The sequence below is a fragment of the Pedobacter nyackensis genome, assembly GCF_900176505.1.
Taxonomy (GTDB): Bacteria; Bacteroidota; Bacteroidia; order Sphingobacteriales; family Sphingobacteriaceae; genus Pedobacter; species Pedobacter nyackensis.
In genome coordinates this window covers 687867-703223 of record NZ_FWYB01000001.1, presented here as the reverse complement: position 1 = coordinate 703223, position 15357 = coordinate 687867, and the positions used below count along the sequence as shown (strand labels likewise).

Below are 15357 nucleotides of genomic sequence, written 5' to 3'. Positions count from 1 at the left end.
TACATATATAAGACAATTTCATTAGAACAATTTCGGCTAACAACTGTTTATAATTGGCAGACCTGTTGTTAACCCCTTAACTCATGAAAATAGCTTATATATCCTCCTTTCCACCACGTGAATGTGGCATAGCTACGTTCAATTACAACCTGATTCAGGCTATCGGTTCCGATAAAACAGCAAATTCAGAAGAAAGCTTTGTCGTTGCCATGAATGATTCGGAGCATTTGGATACCTACGAGTATCCCCCAGAGGTTAAATACAAAATCAGACAAGAAAACCAAAAGGATTATCGCCGGGCGGCAGACTACATCAATACCAGCGTGGTAGACACTTGTATTTTGCAGCATGAATTTGGAATTTTTGGTGGCGAGAATGGCGTGTTTATACTTCCACTGATTGCAAGGTTAAAAAAACCACTGATCACCATTTTACATACGATACTGAAGGAGCCGAGTTATATGCAGCTGACCATCATCAGGGAAATTGCAAAGCACTCTGCAAGGATTGTAGTGATGAGTCATAGGGCTGTAGGCTTTTTAACCAGCATTTATGGCATTCCTTTTAACAAGATTAAGCTAATTGAGCATGGTGTTCCGGATCTGGAGTCTGTAGATGTGAATCCGGTTAAAGCATCGCTCCCATTTAAAAATAAAAAGGTGTTGTTTACTTTCGGACTGCTCAGTCGGAATAAAGGACTGGAGACCGTAATTGAGGCCTTACCAAAAATCGTTGCAAAAAATCCTGATACCATGTATGTCGTTCTCGGTGCTACACACCCTGGCGTAATCCGTAATTCGGGTGAGGAATACCGCGACAGTCTGAAGAAACTGGCGCGAAAACTAAACGTTGAAAACCACCTTACTTTCATTAACAAGTTTGTAACGGAAAAAGAGCTGTTTGACTATTTAACGGCTTGCGATATGTACATCACCCCCTATTTAAACGAAACACAGATTACAAGTGGAACCTTATCCTATGCTGTTGGGTCGGGTGCAGCGGTAATTTCAACTCCATACTGGCATGCGCTGGAGTTATTAGCAGAGGACAGAGGTAGATTGTTTGATTTCAAAGATACCAATGCGCTGGCAACAATTGTAAATGAGTTGTTTGAAGCCCCTGAAAAATTAAACCAGCTAAAAACAAACGCTTATAAATATGGACTAAATTTGCGTTGGCCTGTGATAGGAAAGATATTCGTCGAACTCTTAAGTGAAGCGCTTACTAAATCACTTATCAAAAAAGAAAAAGATAAACATATTATAAATCCGGATGAAATGCCTTCCTTCAACCTTGCCCATATACAAAGGTTAACGGATGACACCGGGATTGTGCAGCATGCCAAATATGGCATTCCAAATCTTAAAGAGGGCTATTGCCTGGACGACAATGCGAGAGCACTGATCATGGCGATTATGGCTTATCAGCAAAACAAAAGTAAAGTAGCGCTGGAATTGCTACCTGTATACTTAAGTTACATCCAATATATGCAACACGATGATGGTAGCTTCAGGAATTTCTTAAGTTATAGCAGGGAATACCTGGATGAGATTGGTTCGGAAGATTCCTTTGGACGTACCATCTGGTCGTTAGGTTATCTGATTGACAATGCCCCAAATAATTCGTACCGCGAATTTGGAAGAGAACTGTTCAGAAAATCGGTGCCCCATTTTAAAAACCTTAAACACCTGAGGGGCATAGCCAACACCATGATCGGGCTGGCTAGCTACCTGAAGGCGCATCCTGATGATGAGCAGATCAAAGATCAGTTTGACCTCCTGGCTAAACCTTTGAAAGAATCCTTTATTGTAAATTCGCACGGGCACTGGCAATGGTTTGAAGAAAAAATGACCTATGACAATGCCATTCTTCCACTTGCACTGTTTTGCCATTATCAAACCACTAAAGATGCCGAATCACTCGGTATTGCTCTGGAAAGTATGGAATTCCTGAGTCAGAAAACGCTGTCACAAGGTTACTTAAATCCGGTAGGGAATGACGGCTGGCTACATAAAAATGGCGGTAAAATGGCTCTATATGACCAGCAGGCCATAGAAACAATGGCCATGGTATTGATGTACTTCAAGGCTTATGAAATTACCCAGGATATGACCTATATCAGTCAAATGCATGTATGTTACCAATGGTTTTTGGGAGAAAACAGCCTGCATCTTCCACTATTCGATCATGAAACAAAAGGTTGTGGAGATGGATTACGGCCCCAGGGCGTAAACCGAAACCAAGGTGCAGAAAGCACATTGGCTTATTGGATTTCGCATCTGATGGTATTAAAAGCCATGGAATATGAATACATTAAAATTGACGACCTGATGGCGGCGCAGAAACAGGTACTAAACTGATAAATTATTTTTGATGACAGCTCCCTCTGCCTCTTGCTTCGCAATGGCACAGTTAGAGCTTTTCAATTTCTTTATCAGGAGGTCTATTTTTACGCCGGCGAAGGAAGAACAATAATCAGACAAGCCGTATGGGATGATCAATTCCCCATTATGGATAATAGAGCCGCAGGAATACAATACATTAGGGACATAACCTTCACGTTCGTCTTTATTTGGTATGACTAGCGGCTCGTTTAAACGGCCTATTTCAATAGAAGGATCATTCAGATCGAACAAACTGGCGCCCAAACAATAGCGACGCATTGGGCCTACCCCATGCGTGATCACCAGCCAGCCGGCTGCTGTTTCTATTGGTGAGCCACAATTACCGATTTGTATAAATTCCCATGGAAACACCGGTGCCTGTAATTTCACGGGGTTATCCCATACCGTTAGTTTATCAGAATACATCAAATAATTATTCCAGCCATCTATACGCGACATCATGGCGTATTTACCATTAATTTTACGCGGGAACAGGGCAAGATTTTTATTCTGAGCGCCAATACCGTGCAGAGGGCTGATTTTAAAATCATAGAAATCTGTGGTTTGGAGCAGTTTAGGCATAATCATAGCGCCGTCGTATGCGGTGTAAGTGGCATAAAAAACAACACTACCATCATCCTTTACAAAGCGTACAAACCTGGCATCCTCTATTCCCTTGCGTTCAAACTCAGAAATAGGGTAAATTATACGGTCTGAAATATCAGTGTCCCTCGAAAAGCTAATCTCGTGATAAGTATCTGACAGCCAAAGTATCTTATCATACTCTAATTTCTTCAATTCATTTTCCTGAAGGTTCTTCCCATCAAGACTTATTTTTCTAAGTGTGGCATAATCAAATTTATCATTAAGCTTGGCGCCCACTTCATCCAAAACCTCAATATTGATTCTTGAATCGGCTGCTTTTTTAAGAAACAGTTTCTTATTGTAGATCGCATTTTTTATCACCTCGGCCTCATCGATATAATTCCCTACCGGAATCACAGTAATGTTATGATCGCGGTCTATCAATGCCCTTCTGAATACGACTGATGAGATGTGCCCCTCGCCTACCGCTCTAAAGCTAATGATTAACCTCTTTTCGCCTTCCACAAGCTCCGACTGATCCGGATCTTCTACAATGGAGGGATTAAAAAAAGCAGCAGATTCAATGGAGTATTCGTGTGTAAAATAGGATCCTATTAACAGTTTTTGATACTTATCAAGGGCCTCGAAATCAAAGCCTGCCCTTTCAATACAAAATATCACCTTTTTGCAGTGACGGATGAGTATTTTAGTAATATTACGGTGTCGTTTAGAGTACTCCTGTAATAAAGGAGAGATGAGGTTAAAAACATCCTTATCTGAAAGTGCCATTACATGCTTAATGACCTGCACTGCCCGTTCATCTCCATTAAAAAAGAATCTAGCGATAACCCGCTTCGGATCCGGATATACTTTGACCGGTTTTCTTTCTATTAATAATCTCATATTACTATAAACACCTAAAGGAGCACAATGATTTATTAATTTATGTTTTTCTGAGACAAAATTCACATGAAGCACCCATGTTTTTGTCAACATGTCTGTAAAACCAGACAACTAAACTACTGACAAAATTACAATAAAAGTCAAACCGTCTGTTTTTACAGACGCTAATTTGTCACATTTCAAATCGGATTGTCATCCCAAAATAATAAACAATCCAACGAAAATATTTATCCACCTATGAATAAGCAAATTACACAAAAACAGCCATTTCAATCAATTAATAGGGTTTTCAATTGGCATATACATTGACTATATACCGTAAATGGTCAGTATGTAGATAAATAAAATGACCTCATTATAAATTAAAAAAATACGAATATGAAAAAGTTGTTATTATCATTAGTTGCAGTTTCAGCATTAGCATTTAGCACTCAGGCACAAACAGAAAAGGGTAAATTTTTGTTAGGAGGTAGCGTAGGTTTAAACTCTACAAAAGAAAAAGGTGCAAGTAAAGCAGATTTCAGATTTAACATTGTTCCGTCAGCAGGATACTTTATCAGTGATAACTTTGCTATCGGTACTGGTGTTGGTTATGAATACAACAAACAAGTAAGTGAAGAAGTTTTAAACCAGGCATTTGTAGTTGCTCCATTTGGCCGTTACTATGTAGGATTATCTGATCAGTTCAAATTTTTCGGACAATTATCAGTTCCTATGGCTTTCGGAGACATTAAACACGTTGACGAAGCTACTGGTGATGTAGGTAATAAAGTAGGTACAACTACTAGCATTGGTGTTCAATTAGCTCCTGGTTTTGCCTTCTATCCTACAAAAAGAGTTGGTATTGAGGTTTCAGTTGATGGATTAGGTTACAACAACTATACTGTTAAAGACGCAGCTACAGGAAACAAAGCTAAAGTTGATTCATTTGGTTTAGATGCAAGCACTGTCACTCCTAAATTAGGTGTAATGTTCCACTTCTAAGAGAAGAATTCATAATATAGGTTAAGTTTGGTTAGAGAAAAGGCCCTTTGCAATAGCGAAGGGCCTTTCTTTTTCCGAGTAAAAGAGATTTGCTTAACGTTTCCGTTCCACTTCTCTATCCATTTCCAGGATATTAATTTGTTCTGTTTGAGAGAAATCACCAATCAGGTATTTATTAAAGTGGTCTGCCAGCTTCCAGAAAGTGTATTCTGTAAGCTCACCAAAGGCATGACGCTGACCAGGAACCATCACCATTTCAAACCTTTTACCGGCTTTCATCAACGCGTTAGCAACTCTGATGGTATTAGCAGGGTGCACGTTATTGTCCACATCACCGGTCATCAGCAATAAATGTCCTTTCAGGTTTTTGGCCAGATCAGGATTCTTATCAATGTTATAGGTAAATGTAGTATCACCTTTAGCCGACACCACCTCTTTTACACCATGGTGTTTTTCACTCCACCAACGGTTATAAATACTATTGTCATGATTACCTGCATTAGATACCGCAGCTTTGAAAAAATCAGGATAAACCAACATAGCTGCTGTAGACATAAAACCGCCACCTGAGTGACCGGTAATACCCACTTTATTGGCATTAATGAATGAATATTTATCTGCCAATTGCTCTACTGCCGCTTTTTTATCAGCCAAACCGTAATCCCTTAAATTACCGTAACCGTAAGTATGGTACCATTTTGAACGGGCAGGGTTTCCACCTCTGTTTCCTACAGTAAGTACAACATAACCAAACTGTGCAAGGCGATCTGTACGATCCATACTTTTGCTGAACGCTTTATTTACAGCTTCTGTTTGCGGGCCAGGATATACATATTCGATAACCGGATATTTCTTATTGGGATCAAAGTCGAAAGGCTTATACATTACCCCATAAATATCAGTAACCCCATCATCAGCTTTTACTTTAAATGGCTCAGGAAATTTATAGCCTGTGGCCATTAATAACGACAAATCCGCCGTTTCCAGATTCATCGCTACCCTGCCGTTGTTATCCACCAAAGTAGATTTAGGGGCCGTGTTTACTCTGGAAAAGTTGTTTACAAAGAACCTTGCATCATCGCTCATGCTGATGGCATGATCGAAATCACCTGGATTCAACAATTTAATACCTGATCCATCAAAGTTGATGCGGTATAAATGCAGGTAATATGGATCTTCTTTGCTCTCCCTGCCATTTGCAGTAAAGTAAAGCACTCTGTTTTTTGCGTCGATATTTACAATCTCTTCGCAATGGAAAGCGCCTTTGGTGATTTGATTTTTTAGTTTACCATTACCATCGAACAGGTAAAAGTGTGCCCAGCCATCGCGTTCCGACCAGTGGATTAACTCCTTTCCGTCGTTTACCAATCCCGGACGGGTAACCTCTACATAAGTATTAAAGCGTTCATCAATTAAAGGTGTAACCACCCCTGTGTTGATGTCGACCATACATACGTCTATACGTTTTAAATCCCTGCTGGTACGTTGAAAATACACTTTACTGTTATTACCCAACCATACCGAAGGCCTGAATTCATTATCGCGGTCTTTGTTTAACAAAGGTGCCGACCATACCGATACCGTTTGATCTTTAAATGCCGCTGTATTTAGCTTTTTATAGGTTTTTGAAGCAAAGTTGAACAACAGAATCTCCGTTATTGCAGATTCCTTTTCGCCCGGCATCTGGTATTTATAAGTCTCCAGTGTTGGTCGGCCAGCAGCCACATTATTGATCACCCACAGGTCTTTCACTTTACGTGAATCGGCCCTGTTTAGTACGAAATGTTTAGCATCAGGCGACCACATCACATAGGCTGGTCGCCTTTTTTTATTGTTCTTTTCGTTTTCCTCGTTATTCTCACCATCCCCATTGCTACCATAGGAATAGAATTTAACACCATCTTTAGTCAGCTGGTGCTCTACAATCGTGCTGTCTTCTTCATTTTTAACAGCCTTCTTATAGTTTTCCTTATCCATCCAATACAAATTATAGTTTCTGGTAAAGACAATTGCCGAAGAATCCGGAGCTACTGATCCCCATCCTGGTTTAGCCTTAGGCTTGGTATAATTAGGGACTTCAGTAAGCTTTGCTTTGCTGATCTCATAGTTAAAATAAAAGATCTTCTTCTCCATAGAATCGGCAGCTTTTTTATCCTTGCGGTCTTTTTTCAACTCGTCGATGGTACTTACCACCTCAAAGGTGATGTTCTTCTCATCCGCAGCGAATTTTAAGTTCTGCAAAGGCAGGTGCTCCGCATCAAAAGGATCTCTGATGATGTTGGTGATGGAGGCTGCAAGTGCTGCTTTATCAAATATTTTGGTTTTCTTTTTACTTGCAGGATCAACCAGGTACCATTCTTTTCCGGCAGGAGTTTCGTACTCGTACCAGAAGCGGTTACATAGTTTAAGCCAGTGCGGATCTACAGCAGTAGAATAGATCATTTTTCTAAGCTTATTAGGCGAGAACCTGGAAGCAAGCTGATAATTAGCTTTCGGCGCTTGGGCTACAGTTTCGGTAATTGTAAATGTTTTGGTTTGGGCATTTACTGTAGAATCGATAGAGAGCAAAGACAGTACTGCAGCTAATGGCAGGTAAAGTTTATTCATTATAAGTTAGGGTTAAGCCGATAAAAATATTGATTTATATAATGGAAGGGATAAATTTGTTTGTAATAAATACGTTAGCTATCTTTTATTAAGTTTGATTTTTTAGTTTTGCATCAAAGAAGATCCTATGAATAAGCATTTTTTACCTTTTATCGCAGCAGCCACAATTCTTGTTGCCGGTTGCCAAAGCAAATCGCAAACAAGCTCAGCTGCAACAGATAAGCTTGTTACCCCTACAGAAGAAACGACAGGTACTGCAACAGCCGATACACAGACACCCGCTGTTGATGTATCTAAAATAAAAGTAGCAGATGCAAAAACGATATTAGCCAGAAAACAGGTTCCGATATTGTGCTATCACCAGGTACGTAACTGGAAACCTACAGATGGAAAAGTAGGTAAAGACTACATTGTTGAGGTACAAAACTTTAAAGATCAGATCAAAATGCTTGCCGACAGTGGTTACCATTCAATCTTACCTGATCAGCTGTATGCTTATTTAAATACGGGCGCCCCGCTACCTTCAAAACCGATCATGTTTACTTTTGATGATACGGATATGGATCAGTTTACTGTAGCCGCTCCTACCCTTAAAAAATATGGCTTCAAGGCTGTGTATTTTATCATGACCGTTACCATTGGTAAGAAAGGCAAGTTTGTAGATTACATGACTAAAGAACAGATTAAACAATTATCTGATGAAGGAAATGTAATTGGCAGCCATACTTACGACCACAAGAACTTCAAGAAATACCAGGGTAAAGACTGGGAAGAGCAGTTAGATAAGCCAACAAAAAAACTGGAAGAGATTACCGGAAAGAAAATGACCGAGTTTGCTTATCCGTTTGGTTTATGGAATGCTGAAGGTATTCCTGAACTTAAAAAACGTGGTTTCAGAATGGCCTTTTCACTGGCTGATAAACGGGATCAGAATGATCCGTTATTTACCATTAGAAGAATCATCGCCAGTGGATACTGGAGCCCTAAAACATTACACAACAGCATCGTTAAAAGCTTTTAAGGCTAATTAATTTTAGCAAATCATTAATGAAAATTACGTTTTTCACCCTTATTACAGCAGCTGTGTTATGCACAGCTGCCTGCACTAACGCCATCCAAAGCAAACTTGGCAATACCGAACTGGCTACCTCCAATAATGAAACAGTAGAACCCAATCTTGATGGGGCCGGTAAGAAAGAAGCTACCGCAGCGGAAATTTTAAATAAAAAGGAAGTTCCGGTGCTTTGCTACCACCAGATAAGAGATTGGAAAGTCAGCGACTCCAAGCGTGCACATGACGATATTATGCCGCCAGCTAAATTTGCCGAGCATATGAAAATGCTAGCTGATAGTGGCTACCATACCATTTTACCAGATCAGCTGCACGATTACCTGAACTATGGCACTGCCCTACCCGAAAAGCCCATCATGATCACTTTTGATGATACCGATTTGGATCAATATACTGTTGGTGCTAAAGAATTAAAAAAGAATGGCTTTAGAGGAGTATTTTTTATCATGACCGTTTCCATTGGTCGCCCACGGTACATGAACAAAGCCCAGATTAAAGAGCTTTCTGACGATGGGCATGTGATTGCCAGTCATACCTGGAATCATAAAAACTTCGCCCAGTTTACGGATGAGGATTGGGAAGTTCAGATCGATAAACCATCCAGAACCCTGGAAGCAATTACGGGAAAGAAAGTTGAGTATTTTGCTTATCCATACGGCGTGTTCAAAGCATCTGGCTTAGCAAAATTAAAGGAGCATGGCATTAAGGCCGCCTTTATATTGTCGACCAAGCGCGACGAGAGCTACCCGATGTATACCATCAGACGCATTATAGATCCCGGCACTTACACAGCCCGAAATCTATACAATAGCATCAATAAAAGTTTTAAATAGAATTTAAGCTACCTCTTTTATGAGGTAGTTTTTTCCGTTAAAAGTAAAGCTATCTCCTTTTCTCTTTCCAAGTAGTAGCTTACCAATTGGCGAAGCTGCAGAAATAGCAAAAACAACCCCTTCATCAGTATTGAGTTGTCCGGCACTTATACTAATGTAAAACGTACCCTCATTGGTATAAACCAAACTTCCGGCCCTTGCCACATCAGCGCTAGGGATATTTTCTAAAGCTTCCAATACTTTAAAATTCTCCTGGGCATCCATCAACAACCTTTTGTTACGATCAATATCCTGCTGCATCATTTCCCTACTGGTCTCGTATTTATCACCTGCACTACTCTTAGTATCGTCATTACTGGCCTCACGCGCCTGTTTTAGTGCGGTTTCGGCAGTCTGGATTCTTTGTTCGATAAAATTCAAACACAACTGGTACAAATTCTCTTTATTCATGCTTACGACTCTACCCATTTAATTTTCTCTTCAATTGGCGTACGTTTGGCTGCTCTTGGTTCTTCGTTATGATAACCCATATAAAAGAGGCCAAAACATTTCTCTGTTTCACCTAAGTTAAGATATTCTTTCAAATCTGCAATCATCCCAGGAGAACTCCAGTAAGCACCTACATTTAGTGCTTCGGCAGTGAGTGACATATTTTGGACGGCGCAGGCCAGGGCAGCAAGCTCTTCCCATTCAGGAACTTTAGCTGTCAGTTGCGCATTTAGAGTAATGATGCAACTGGATTGATGTGCTTTCTCTATAATGCTGTCGTATTTTTTCTGCAGAAACTGATGAACAGGTGTTGTTTCCTTGTACAAGCGTGCCAGCTCAGCTCCTAGCTTTATTTTACCTTCATTCCTAAATACAATGAAGCGCCACGGCTCGGTAAGTTTATGTGTAGGTGCGTAATTTGCGCTTTCCAGAATTTGCTTAATCACTGTTACAGGAACCTCCTGCCCGGTATAACTAACAGGGAATATACTTCTCCTGCGTTGTATAATGTTGGTTAAAACCGTTATTTCTTCTTCCATAATTCATCTGCTCGAGCGCCTCTATCCCGCAAAAATAGGATTTCTTTTCAATTGCTTTTTTACCATTTTGGCTCTGGCAAAAAAAGCGATGCTCTCAATACCCATCAGGTGATCAATGGTTTCTTCTAAATCTTCTTTAATCCAATCGTAACGCGGCGTGAGGTTTGCCAGCGACTGCATGCAGTGAACTTTAGCAGCCACGAGCGTTTTTGGGTCCACCAACCAGGCAAACAACACTTCAATCACTGGTTCAAAATCAATTTGCTTTACCAGCTCCTTGTATATTGGGAAGGCTTTCTTATCAGTCATGAGGGCGATAATTTTAACATAATGCCGCATAGCGGATGGGTTCTGCTGTTTGGATAGCAGGGCCAATAACTTTTCTACATAAGGGCAAAAACGAGCTGCCTTATGCATCATTATGTATTCGAGCATCCAGGCGGCCCTGAAAGCAATCTCCTTCTTTTTGTGAAAGGTAATATCCAGCAGATCGTCAATATCCAAATCATAACATTCCACAATAGCCATACAATCGGCCACCATCTGGAACTTAATAGTTTCCAGTCTTGCAATTAATTCTTCTTTTTTCAAAAAATAAAAGTTTGATCAGTCAACTACTGAATTATTTAACTAAAAACATGGAAACCACTAATGTTATAGAAATGATCAGTGGAATAAGGATTTGAATGGTAACCTTATTCTTCTGTATAAAAATCCAACGTAATGTATAAACAATGATCACACCCTGAAGTATCACCATTGGGATAGCAGACATCTCAACCGCGACGCGAACCAATACTGAATTTACGTATTGAAGCAAATTACTGAATAGCAGTCCAAAATAAACGGCCGAAACAAGACTGGCTATGAGTACTAGTTTATGATTACTTGTTAATGTCATGTGATTACGTTTAGTTCAATTTCTTCATAAGATTAGTTGATTCCAATTATGTTACATAAAGCTACTACAATTTTTAATAAGCCTGCAATCAAATCATTTTATAAATTATGACTACCTTTGCGGCTTATTTTTCAGCAATATGATTTCAGTTTCTAATTTATCACTCCGTTACGGAAAGAGAACTTTATTTGAAGATGTAAACTTAAAATTCACCCATGGCAACTGTTATGGTGTAATTGGAGCTAACGGTGCAGGTAAATCTACATTTCTTAAAATTTTATCGGGTGATGTAAACCAGACTACAGGTTCGGTAGCTTTTACTCCGGGAGAGCGCATGGCGGTTTTAAAACAAAACCATTATGAGTTTGACGAATTCAGCGTAATTGAAACGGTAATGATGGGGCACAAGGAATTGTACGACATCATGAAGGAAAAAGATGCGATCTATTTAAAAGAAGATTTTTCTGATAAAGATGGTGAGCGTGCCGGTGAACTGGAAAACAGGTTTGCAGAGATGGACGGCTGGAACATGGAAAGCAATGCTGCAACCATGCTGAGCAACTTAGGTATTAAAGAAGAGCACCACTATAAACAACTAAAAGAGTTAGATGGTAACCAAAAAGTACGTGTGTTATTGGCACAGGCTTTATTTGGTAATCCTGACATCTTGTTACTGGATGAGCCTACCAACGATTTGGACATTGATACCATTGCCTGGTTAGAGAACTTCCTTGCTGATTATCAAAGCATTGTATTGGTAGTATCCCATGATAGGCACTTTCTAGATGCAGTTTGTACGCATATCGTAGATATCGACTTCAGTAAAATGAGCATCTACTCTGGCAACTATTCGTTCTGGTATGAATCTAGTCAGCTTGCCTTGAAACAACGCGGCGATCAGAATAAAAAACTGGAAGAAAAGGTTAAAGAATTACAGGAGTTTATTCAACGTTTTAGCGCCAACGCGTCGAAATCGAAACAGGCTACTTCCCGTAAGAAAGCGTTGGATAAAATCGATATCTCGGAAATTAAAGCTTCAAGCAGAAAATACCCAGCAATTTTGTTCAACAACCTGGGTAGAGAAGCTGGTGACCAGATTTTACAGGTAGAGAACCTATCTTGTACTTTAAACGGTGAAGTGATGTTTAAAAACATCAGCTTCATGGTGAATAAAGGTGATAAGATTTCTATCCTATCTCAGAACAGTTTGGCAACGACTGCGTTTTATAACGTACTTACCAATCGTGAAAAGAACTATACAGGTGAATTTAAGTTCGGCGTAACCATTAATACGGCTGATATCCCTAACGATAACTCTCCATATTTTGAAGGTAAAGATGAGAACCTGGTAGACTGGTTACGTGAATATTCTGGCACTGATCAGGATGAGCAATTCGTAAGAAGTTTCTTAGGTAGAATGTTATTCTCAGGTGAAGAGGTATTGAAAAATGTGAAGGTATTATCAGGTGGAGAGAAAATGCGTTGCATGTTCTCGCAAATGATGTTGAAACACGCTAACTTATTGTTATTTGATGAGCCAACGAATCACCTGGACTTAGAGTCGATCACCGCTTTAAACAACGGATTGAAAGATTTTAAAGGTACAGCATTGTTTACTTCACGAGATCATGCATTAACAGAATCGGTTGCTACCCGTATCATTGAAATTACGCCAAAAGGTGTGATTGATAAGATGATGACGTATGATGAGTATATTACTAGTCCGGATGTTGCGGAGTTGAGAGCAACTATGTATGCAAAATAAGCCATTCTAGCTCACAGACTGGAATCTTTGCCCGCTTCGCTAAGATGGGCAAATCTTCCCAGGTCTGTTCGTAGAAGGCATATTTTGTTGTCAACACTACACAACCTGCATGGTGTTTAATAGCATGGAGCATAGTAGAAAAATTATTTTAAAAGTTATAAAAGGGGGATCTGAGCAGATCTCCCTTTTTATTTTGCCAGTAGTAGCAAATACTTTACACGAATAGTATATGCAATTAAATTGCATATACTATTTTTGTGTACAACACAAATCGTATGAACAGAAAATTATTAGTAGGCGCATTTTTATTATTTGTAAGCATGATCAACCCAGGTTGTAAGCATGGTAAGGTAGATGGCACAAAGCATGCTGTAAAGTGTACAACCAGCCATTTAAGTAAATAGCTTTATGATTTCATTAAAATCCGTTTCCCACCAGTATCCTGGTGGGCTTCGCATTGCGTTTAAAGACTGGCAGATCAATAATGGCGATCAATGGTTGCTATTGGGTGAATCAGGCAGTGGAAAGACGACCCTACTGCATATACTAACAGGTATACTTAAGCCTTCAGCAGGAGATGTGCAGATCAATGAGACCTCTATTTATAATTTATCAGCTAAAGAACTGGATCAGTTTAGAGGTCGTAATGTGGGAATTATCTTTCAGCGTCCGCATTTGATTAAGAGTTTAAACATATCAGATAATTTGGTACTGGCACAAAGTTTAGCCGGACTGCCAACGAATCTGAACAGGGTAAATGAAGTTTTAACCTCACTAGGTATCGCCGACAAGAAAAAATCCTACCCAAATGAGCTTAGTCAGGGGCAACTGCAACGCGTTTCTATTGCGCGGGCGGTGATCAACAAACCTGCCCTGCTGATAGCTGATGAGCCGACTTCCAGTCTGGATGATAAGAACGCAACCGCGGTATTAGAACTTTTGCTTCAGCAATCAGGCATCAACCAGGCTACACTAGTGGTAGCTACCCATGACAAAAGAGTTAAAGACGCATTTACCAATACTTACGCATTATCATGAGTCCATTAAAAATAAGCTGGAAAAGCTTATGGTCTAAACCCCTATCTGCTGCACTAAACATGATGCTGATTGCTTTCGGCACAGGAATTTTGACCATCCTGCTCCTGGCATCAAATCAGATCAGTGAAAAACTGGAAAACAACTCAAAAGACATTGACCTGGTTGTGGGCGCCAAAGGAAGTCCCCTACAACTGATTTTAAGTAGCATATACTACATTGACTTCCCTACGGGCAACATTCCCCTAAAAGAAGCAATGGAGCTTGCGAGAAGCCCCTTTGTAAAGCGTGCGGTACCATTGGCACTGGGTGATAATTACAATGGATTACGCATTGTTGGTACAGATACTAATTTTATAACACTTTACAAGTTAAAAGCTGCTCAGGGAAAATTCTGGGAAAAAGATTTCGAAACAACCATAGGTGCTGCTGTAGCCAAAACGCAGAACTTAAAAGTAGGTGATAAATTTTACGGTGCACATGGATTAACCGATAATGCTGATGTGCATAAAAACCATGAATACGTGGTTTCAGGAATTCTTGAACCGCAAGGAAATGTGGCCGACAACCTGATCCTGACCAATGTGGCCAGTGTTTGGAAAATGCACGATGAACATGAAGATCATGATCATGAAGCAGAAAAACATAATCATGAGGACCACGAGGGCCATGATCACAAAGCACCTACCGAAGTTCAGGCAAATGAAGAATCGCGCGAGCTGACCTCTTTACTGATTCAATACCGCTCGCCTATGTCGGTGGCCATGTTCCCAAGACTTGTGAATGAAACTACAAACATGCAGGCAGCCTCTCCGGCACAGGAAAGTACACGTTTATTTTCATTAATTGGCATAGGCGTCGACACGCTTCAATGGTTTGCTGTACTCATCATGCTGATAGCTGCCATTAGTGTATTTGTAAACCTATACAATTCATTAAAAGAACGCAATTACGATCTGGCCATTATGCGTACATTAGGGGCATCCAGAACAAAGCTATTTATGATTGTGATTGCAGAAGGAATAATGCTTACTTTGGCTGGTACGGTAATTGGGGTACTTTTAGGGCATTTAATATTGGAATTCATTGGAAGTAACCAGGAAAGCGGTCAGGCACAATTAACCGGTTTTGTTTTACTTTACGATGAAATATACCTGTTTGTTGCGGGCTTAGCGATTGGTATATTTGCAGCTATAATACCTGCAATACATGCTTACAGGTCAAACATTTCGAAGATATTAGCTAAAAACTAGATAAAAA

General features: G+C 39.9%; 14 protein-coding genes. 8 read left to right on the top strand and 6 right to left on the bottom strand.

From position 1 onward, the window contains the following. Window positions 1-83: 83 nt before the first annotated feature. Window positions 84-2360, top strand: coding sequence for a glycosyltransferase family 4 protein (locus B9A18_RS02855; protein ID WP_084287147.1), 2277 nt, complete (start codon window positions 84-86; stop codon window positions 2358-2360). Here the strand turns inward: B9A18_RS02855 and B9A18_RS02850 are convergent. Next, entirely contained in the window at window positions 2352-3872 is a 1521-nt protein-coding gene (locus tag B9A18_RS02850; protein WP_084287436.1) for a glycoside hydrolase family 130 protein, read from the bottom strand. The two genes, B9A18_RS02855 and B9A18_RS02850, sit on opposite strands and share 9 nt — an antisense overlap. Window positions 3873-4250: 378 nt before the next feature. On the opposite strand from B9A18_RS02850, the gene B9A18_RS02845 reads away from it, so the two are divergent. Next, complete coding sequence (locus B9A18_RS02845; protein WP_084287146.1) at window positions 4251-4856, top strand: outer membrane beta-barrel protein; 606 nt, start codon at window positions 4251-4253, stop codon at window positions 4854-4856. A 93-nt stretch (window positions 4857-4949) separates the two neighbouring features. Here the strand turns inward: B9A18_RS02845 and B9A18_RS02840 are convergent, their stop codons facing one another. Further along, complete coding sequence (locus tag B9A18_RS02840) at window positions 4950-7463, bottom strand: S9 family peptidase (protein WP_084287145.1); 2514 nt, start codon at window positions 7461-7463, stop codon at window positions 4950-4952. 127 nt (window positions 7464-7590) lie between these two features. On the opposite strand from B9A18_RS02840, the gene B9A18_RS02835 reads away from it, so the two are divergent. Then, a complete protein-coding gene (locus B9A18_RS02835; RefSeq protein ID WP_084287144.1) occupies window positions 7591-8484 on the top strand; it encodes a polysaccharide deacetylase family protein in 894 nt (297 codons plus the stop codon). Between the two features lie 26 nt (window positions 8485-8510). After that, complete coding sequence (locus tag B9A18_RS02830) at window positions 8511-9368, top strand: polysaccharide deacetylase family protein (RefSeq protein ID WP_084287143.1); 858 nt, start codon at window positions 8511-8513, stop codon at window positions 9366-9368. Between the two features lie 3 nt (window positions 9369-9371). Here B9A18_RS02830 and B9A18_RS02825 read toward each other — a convergent pair whose 3' ends face one another. The 4 genes from B9A18_RS02825 to B9A18_RS02810 are packed head-to-tail and all read right to left on the bottom strand — an operon-like array spanning window position 9372 to window position 11297. Then, window positions 9372-9818 carry a GreA/GreB family elongation factor gene (locus tag B9A18_RS02825; RefSeq protein ID WP_084287142.1) on the bottom strand — a complete coding sequence of 149 codons (447 nt, stop codon included), beginning with the start codon at window positions 9816-9818 and terminating at the stop codon, window positions 9372-9374. A 2-nt stretch (window positions 9819-9820) separates the two neighbouring features. Beyond that, window positions 9821-10396: a nitroreductase family protein gene (locus tag B9A18_RS02820; RefSeq protein ID WP_084287141.1), complete on the bottom strand. Its 576-nt coding sequence runs from the start codon at window positions 10394-10396 to the stop codon at window positions 9821-9823. 21 nt (window positions 10397-10417) lie between these two features. Then, window positions 10418-10987 (bottom strand): hypothetical protein, encoded by a 570-nt coding sequence (locus B9A18_RS02815; RefSeq protein WP_084287140.1) that lies wholly within the window; start codon window positions 10985-10987, stop codon window positions 10418-10420. 31 nt (window positions 10988-11018) lie between these two features. Next, window positions 11019-11297: a hypothetical protein gene (locus B9A18_RS02810; RefSeq protein ID WP_084287139.1), complete on the bottom strand. Its 279-nt coding sequence runs from the start codon at window positions 11295-11297 to the stop codon at window positions 11019-11021. Window positions 11298-11436: 139 nt separating this feature from the next. On the opposite strand from B9A18_RS02810, the gene B9A18_RS02805 reads away from it, so the two are divergent. From B9A18_RS02805 to B9A18_RS02795, 4 genes are all read left to right on the top strand, one after another. Next, window positions 11437-13062, top strand: a complete 1626-nt coding sequence (locus tag B9A18_RS02805; RefSeq protein WP_084287138.1) for an ABC-F family ATP-binding cassette domain-containing protein — start codon at window positions 11437-11439, stop codon at window positions 13060-13062. A 275-nt stretch (window positions 13063-13337) separates the two neighbouring features. Beyond that, window positions 13338-13466, top strand: a complete 129-nt coding sequence (locus B9A18_RS25515) for a hypothetical protein (protein WP_262497641.1) — start codon at window positions 13338-13340, stop codon at window positions 13464-13466. 4 nt (window positions 13467-13470) lie between these two features. Beyond that, window positions 13471-14100: an ABC transporter ATP-binding protein gene (locus B9A18_RS02800; protein ID WP_084287137.1), complete on the top strand. Its 630-nt coding sequence runs from the start codon at window positions 13471-13473 to the stop codon at window positions 14098-14100. Beyond that, window positions 14097-15350 carry an ABC transporter permease gene (locus tag B9A18_RS02795; protein WP_084287136.1) on the top strand — a complete coding sequence of 418 codons (1254 nt, stop codon included), beginning with the start codon at window positions 14097-14099 and terminating at the stop codon, window positions 15348-15350. The genes B9A18_RS02800 and B9A18_RS02795 overlap by 4 nt, the downstream gene beginning before the upstream one ends. Window positions 15351-15357: the final 7 nt, after the last annotated feature.

Coding starts and splice junctions, on each gene's coding strand:
- B9A18_RS02855 (WP_084287147.1), top strand. CDS start 84: ATGAAAATAGCTTATATATCCTCCTTTCCACCACGTGAATGTGGCATA.
- B9A18_RS02850 (WP_084287436.1), bottom strand. CDS start 3,872: ATGAGATTATTAATAGAAAGAAAACCGGTCAAAGTATATCCGGATCCG.
- B9A18_RS02845 (WP_084287146.1), top strand. CDS start 4,251: ATGAAAAAGTTGTTATTATCATTAGTTGCAGTTTCAGCATTAGCATTT.
- B9A18_RS02840 (WP_084287145.1), bottom strand. CDS start 7,463: ATGAATAAACTTTACCTGCCATTAGCTGCAGTACTGTCTTTGCTCTCT.
- B9A18_RS02835 (WP_084287144.1), top strand. CDS start 7,591: ATGAATAAGCATTTTTTACCTTTTATCGCAGCAGCCACAATTCTTGTT.
- B9A18_RS02830 (WP_084287143.1), top strand. CDS start 8,511: ATGAAAATTACGTTTTTCACCCTTATTACAGCAGCTGTGTTATGCACA.
- B9A18_RS02825 (WP_084287142.1), bottom strand. CDS start 9,818: ATGAATAAAGAGAATTTGTACCAGTTGTGTTTGAATTTTATCGAACAA.
- B9A18_RS02820 (WP_084287141.1), bottom strand. CDS start 10,396: ATGGAAGAAGAAATAACGGTTTTAACCAACATTATACAACGCAGGAGA.
- B9A18_RS02810 (WP_084287139.1), bottom strand. CDS start 11,297: ATGACATTAACAAGTAATCATAAACTAGTACTCATAGCCAGTCTTGTT.
- B9A18_RS02805 (WP_084287138.1), top strand. CDS start 11,437: ATGATTTCAGTTTCTAATTTATCACTCCGTTACGGAAAGAGAACTTTA.
- B9A18_RS25515 (WP_262497641.1), top strand. CDS start 13,338: ATGAACAGAAAATTATTAGTAGGCGCATTTTTATTATTTGTAAGCATG.
- B9A18_RS02800 (WP_084287137.1), top strand. CDS start 13,471: ATGATTTCATTAAAATCCGTTTCCCACCAGTATCCTGGTGGGCTTCGC.
- B9A18_RS02795 (WP_084287136.1), top strand. CDS start 14,097: ATGAGTCCATTAAAAATAAGCTGGAAAAGCTTATGGTCTAAACCCCTA.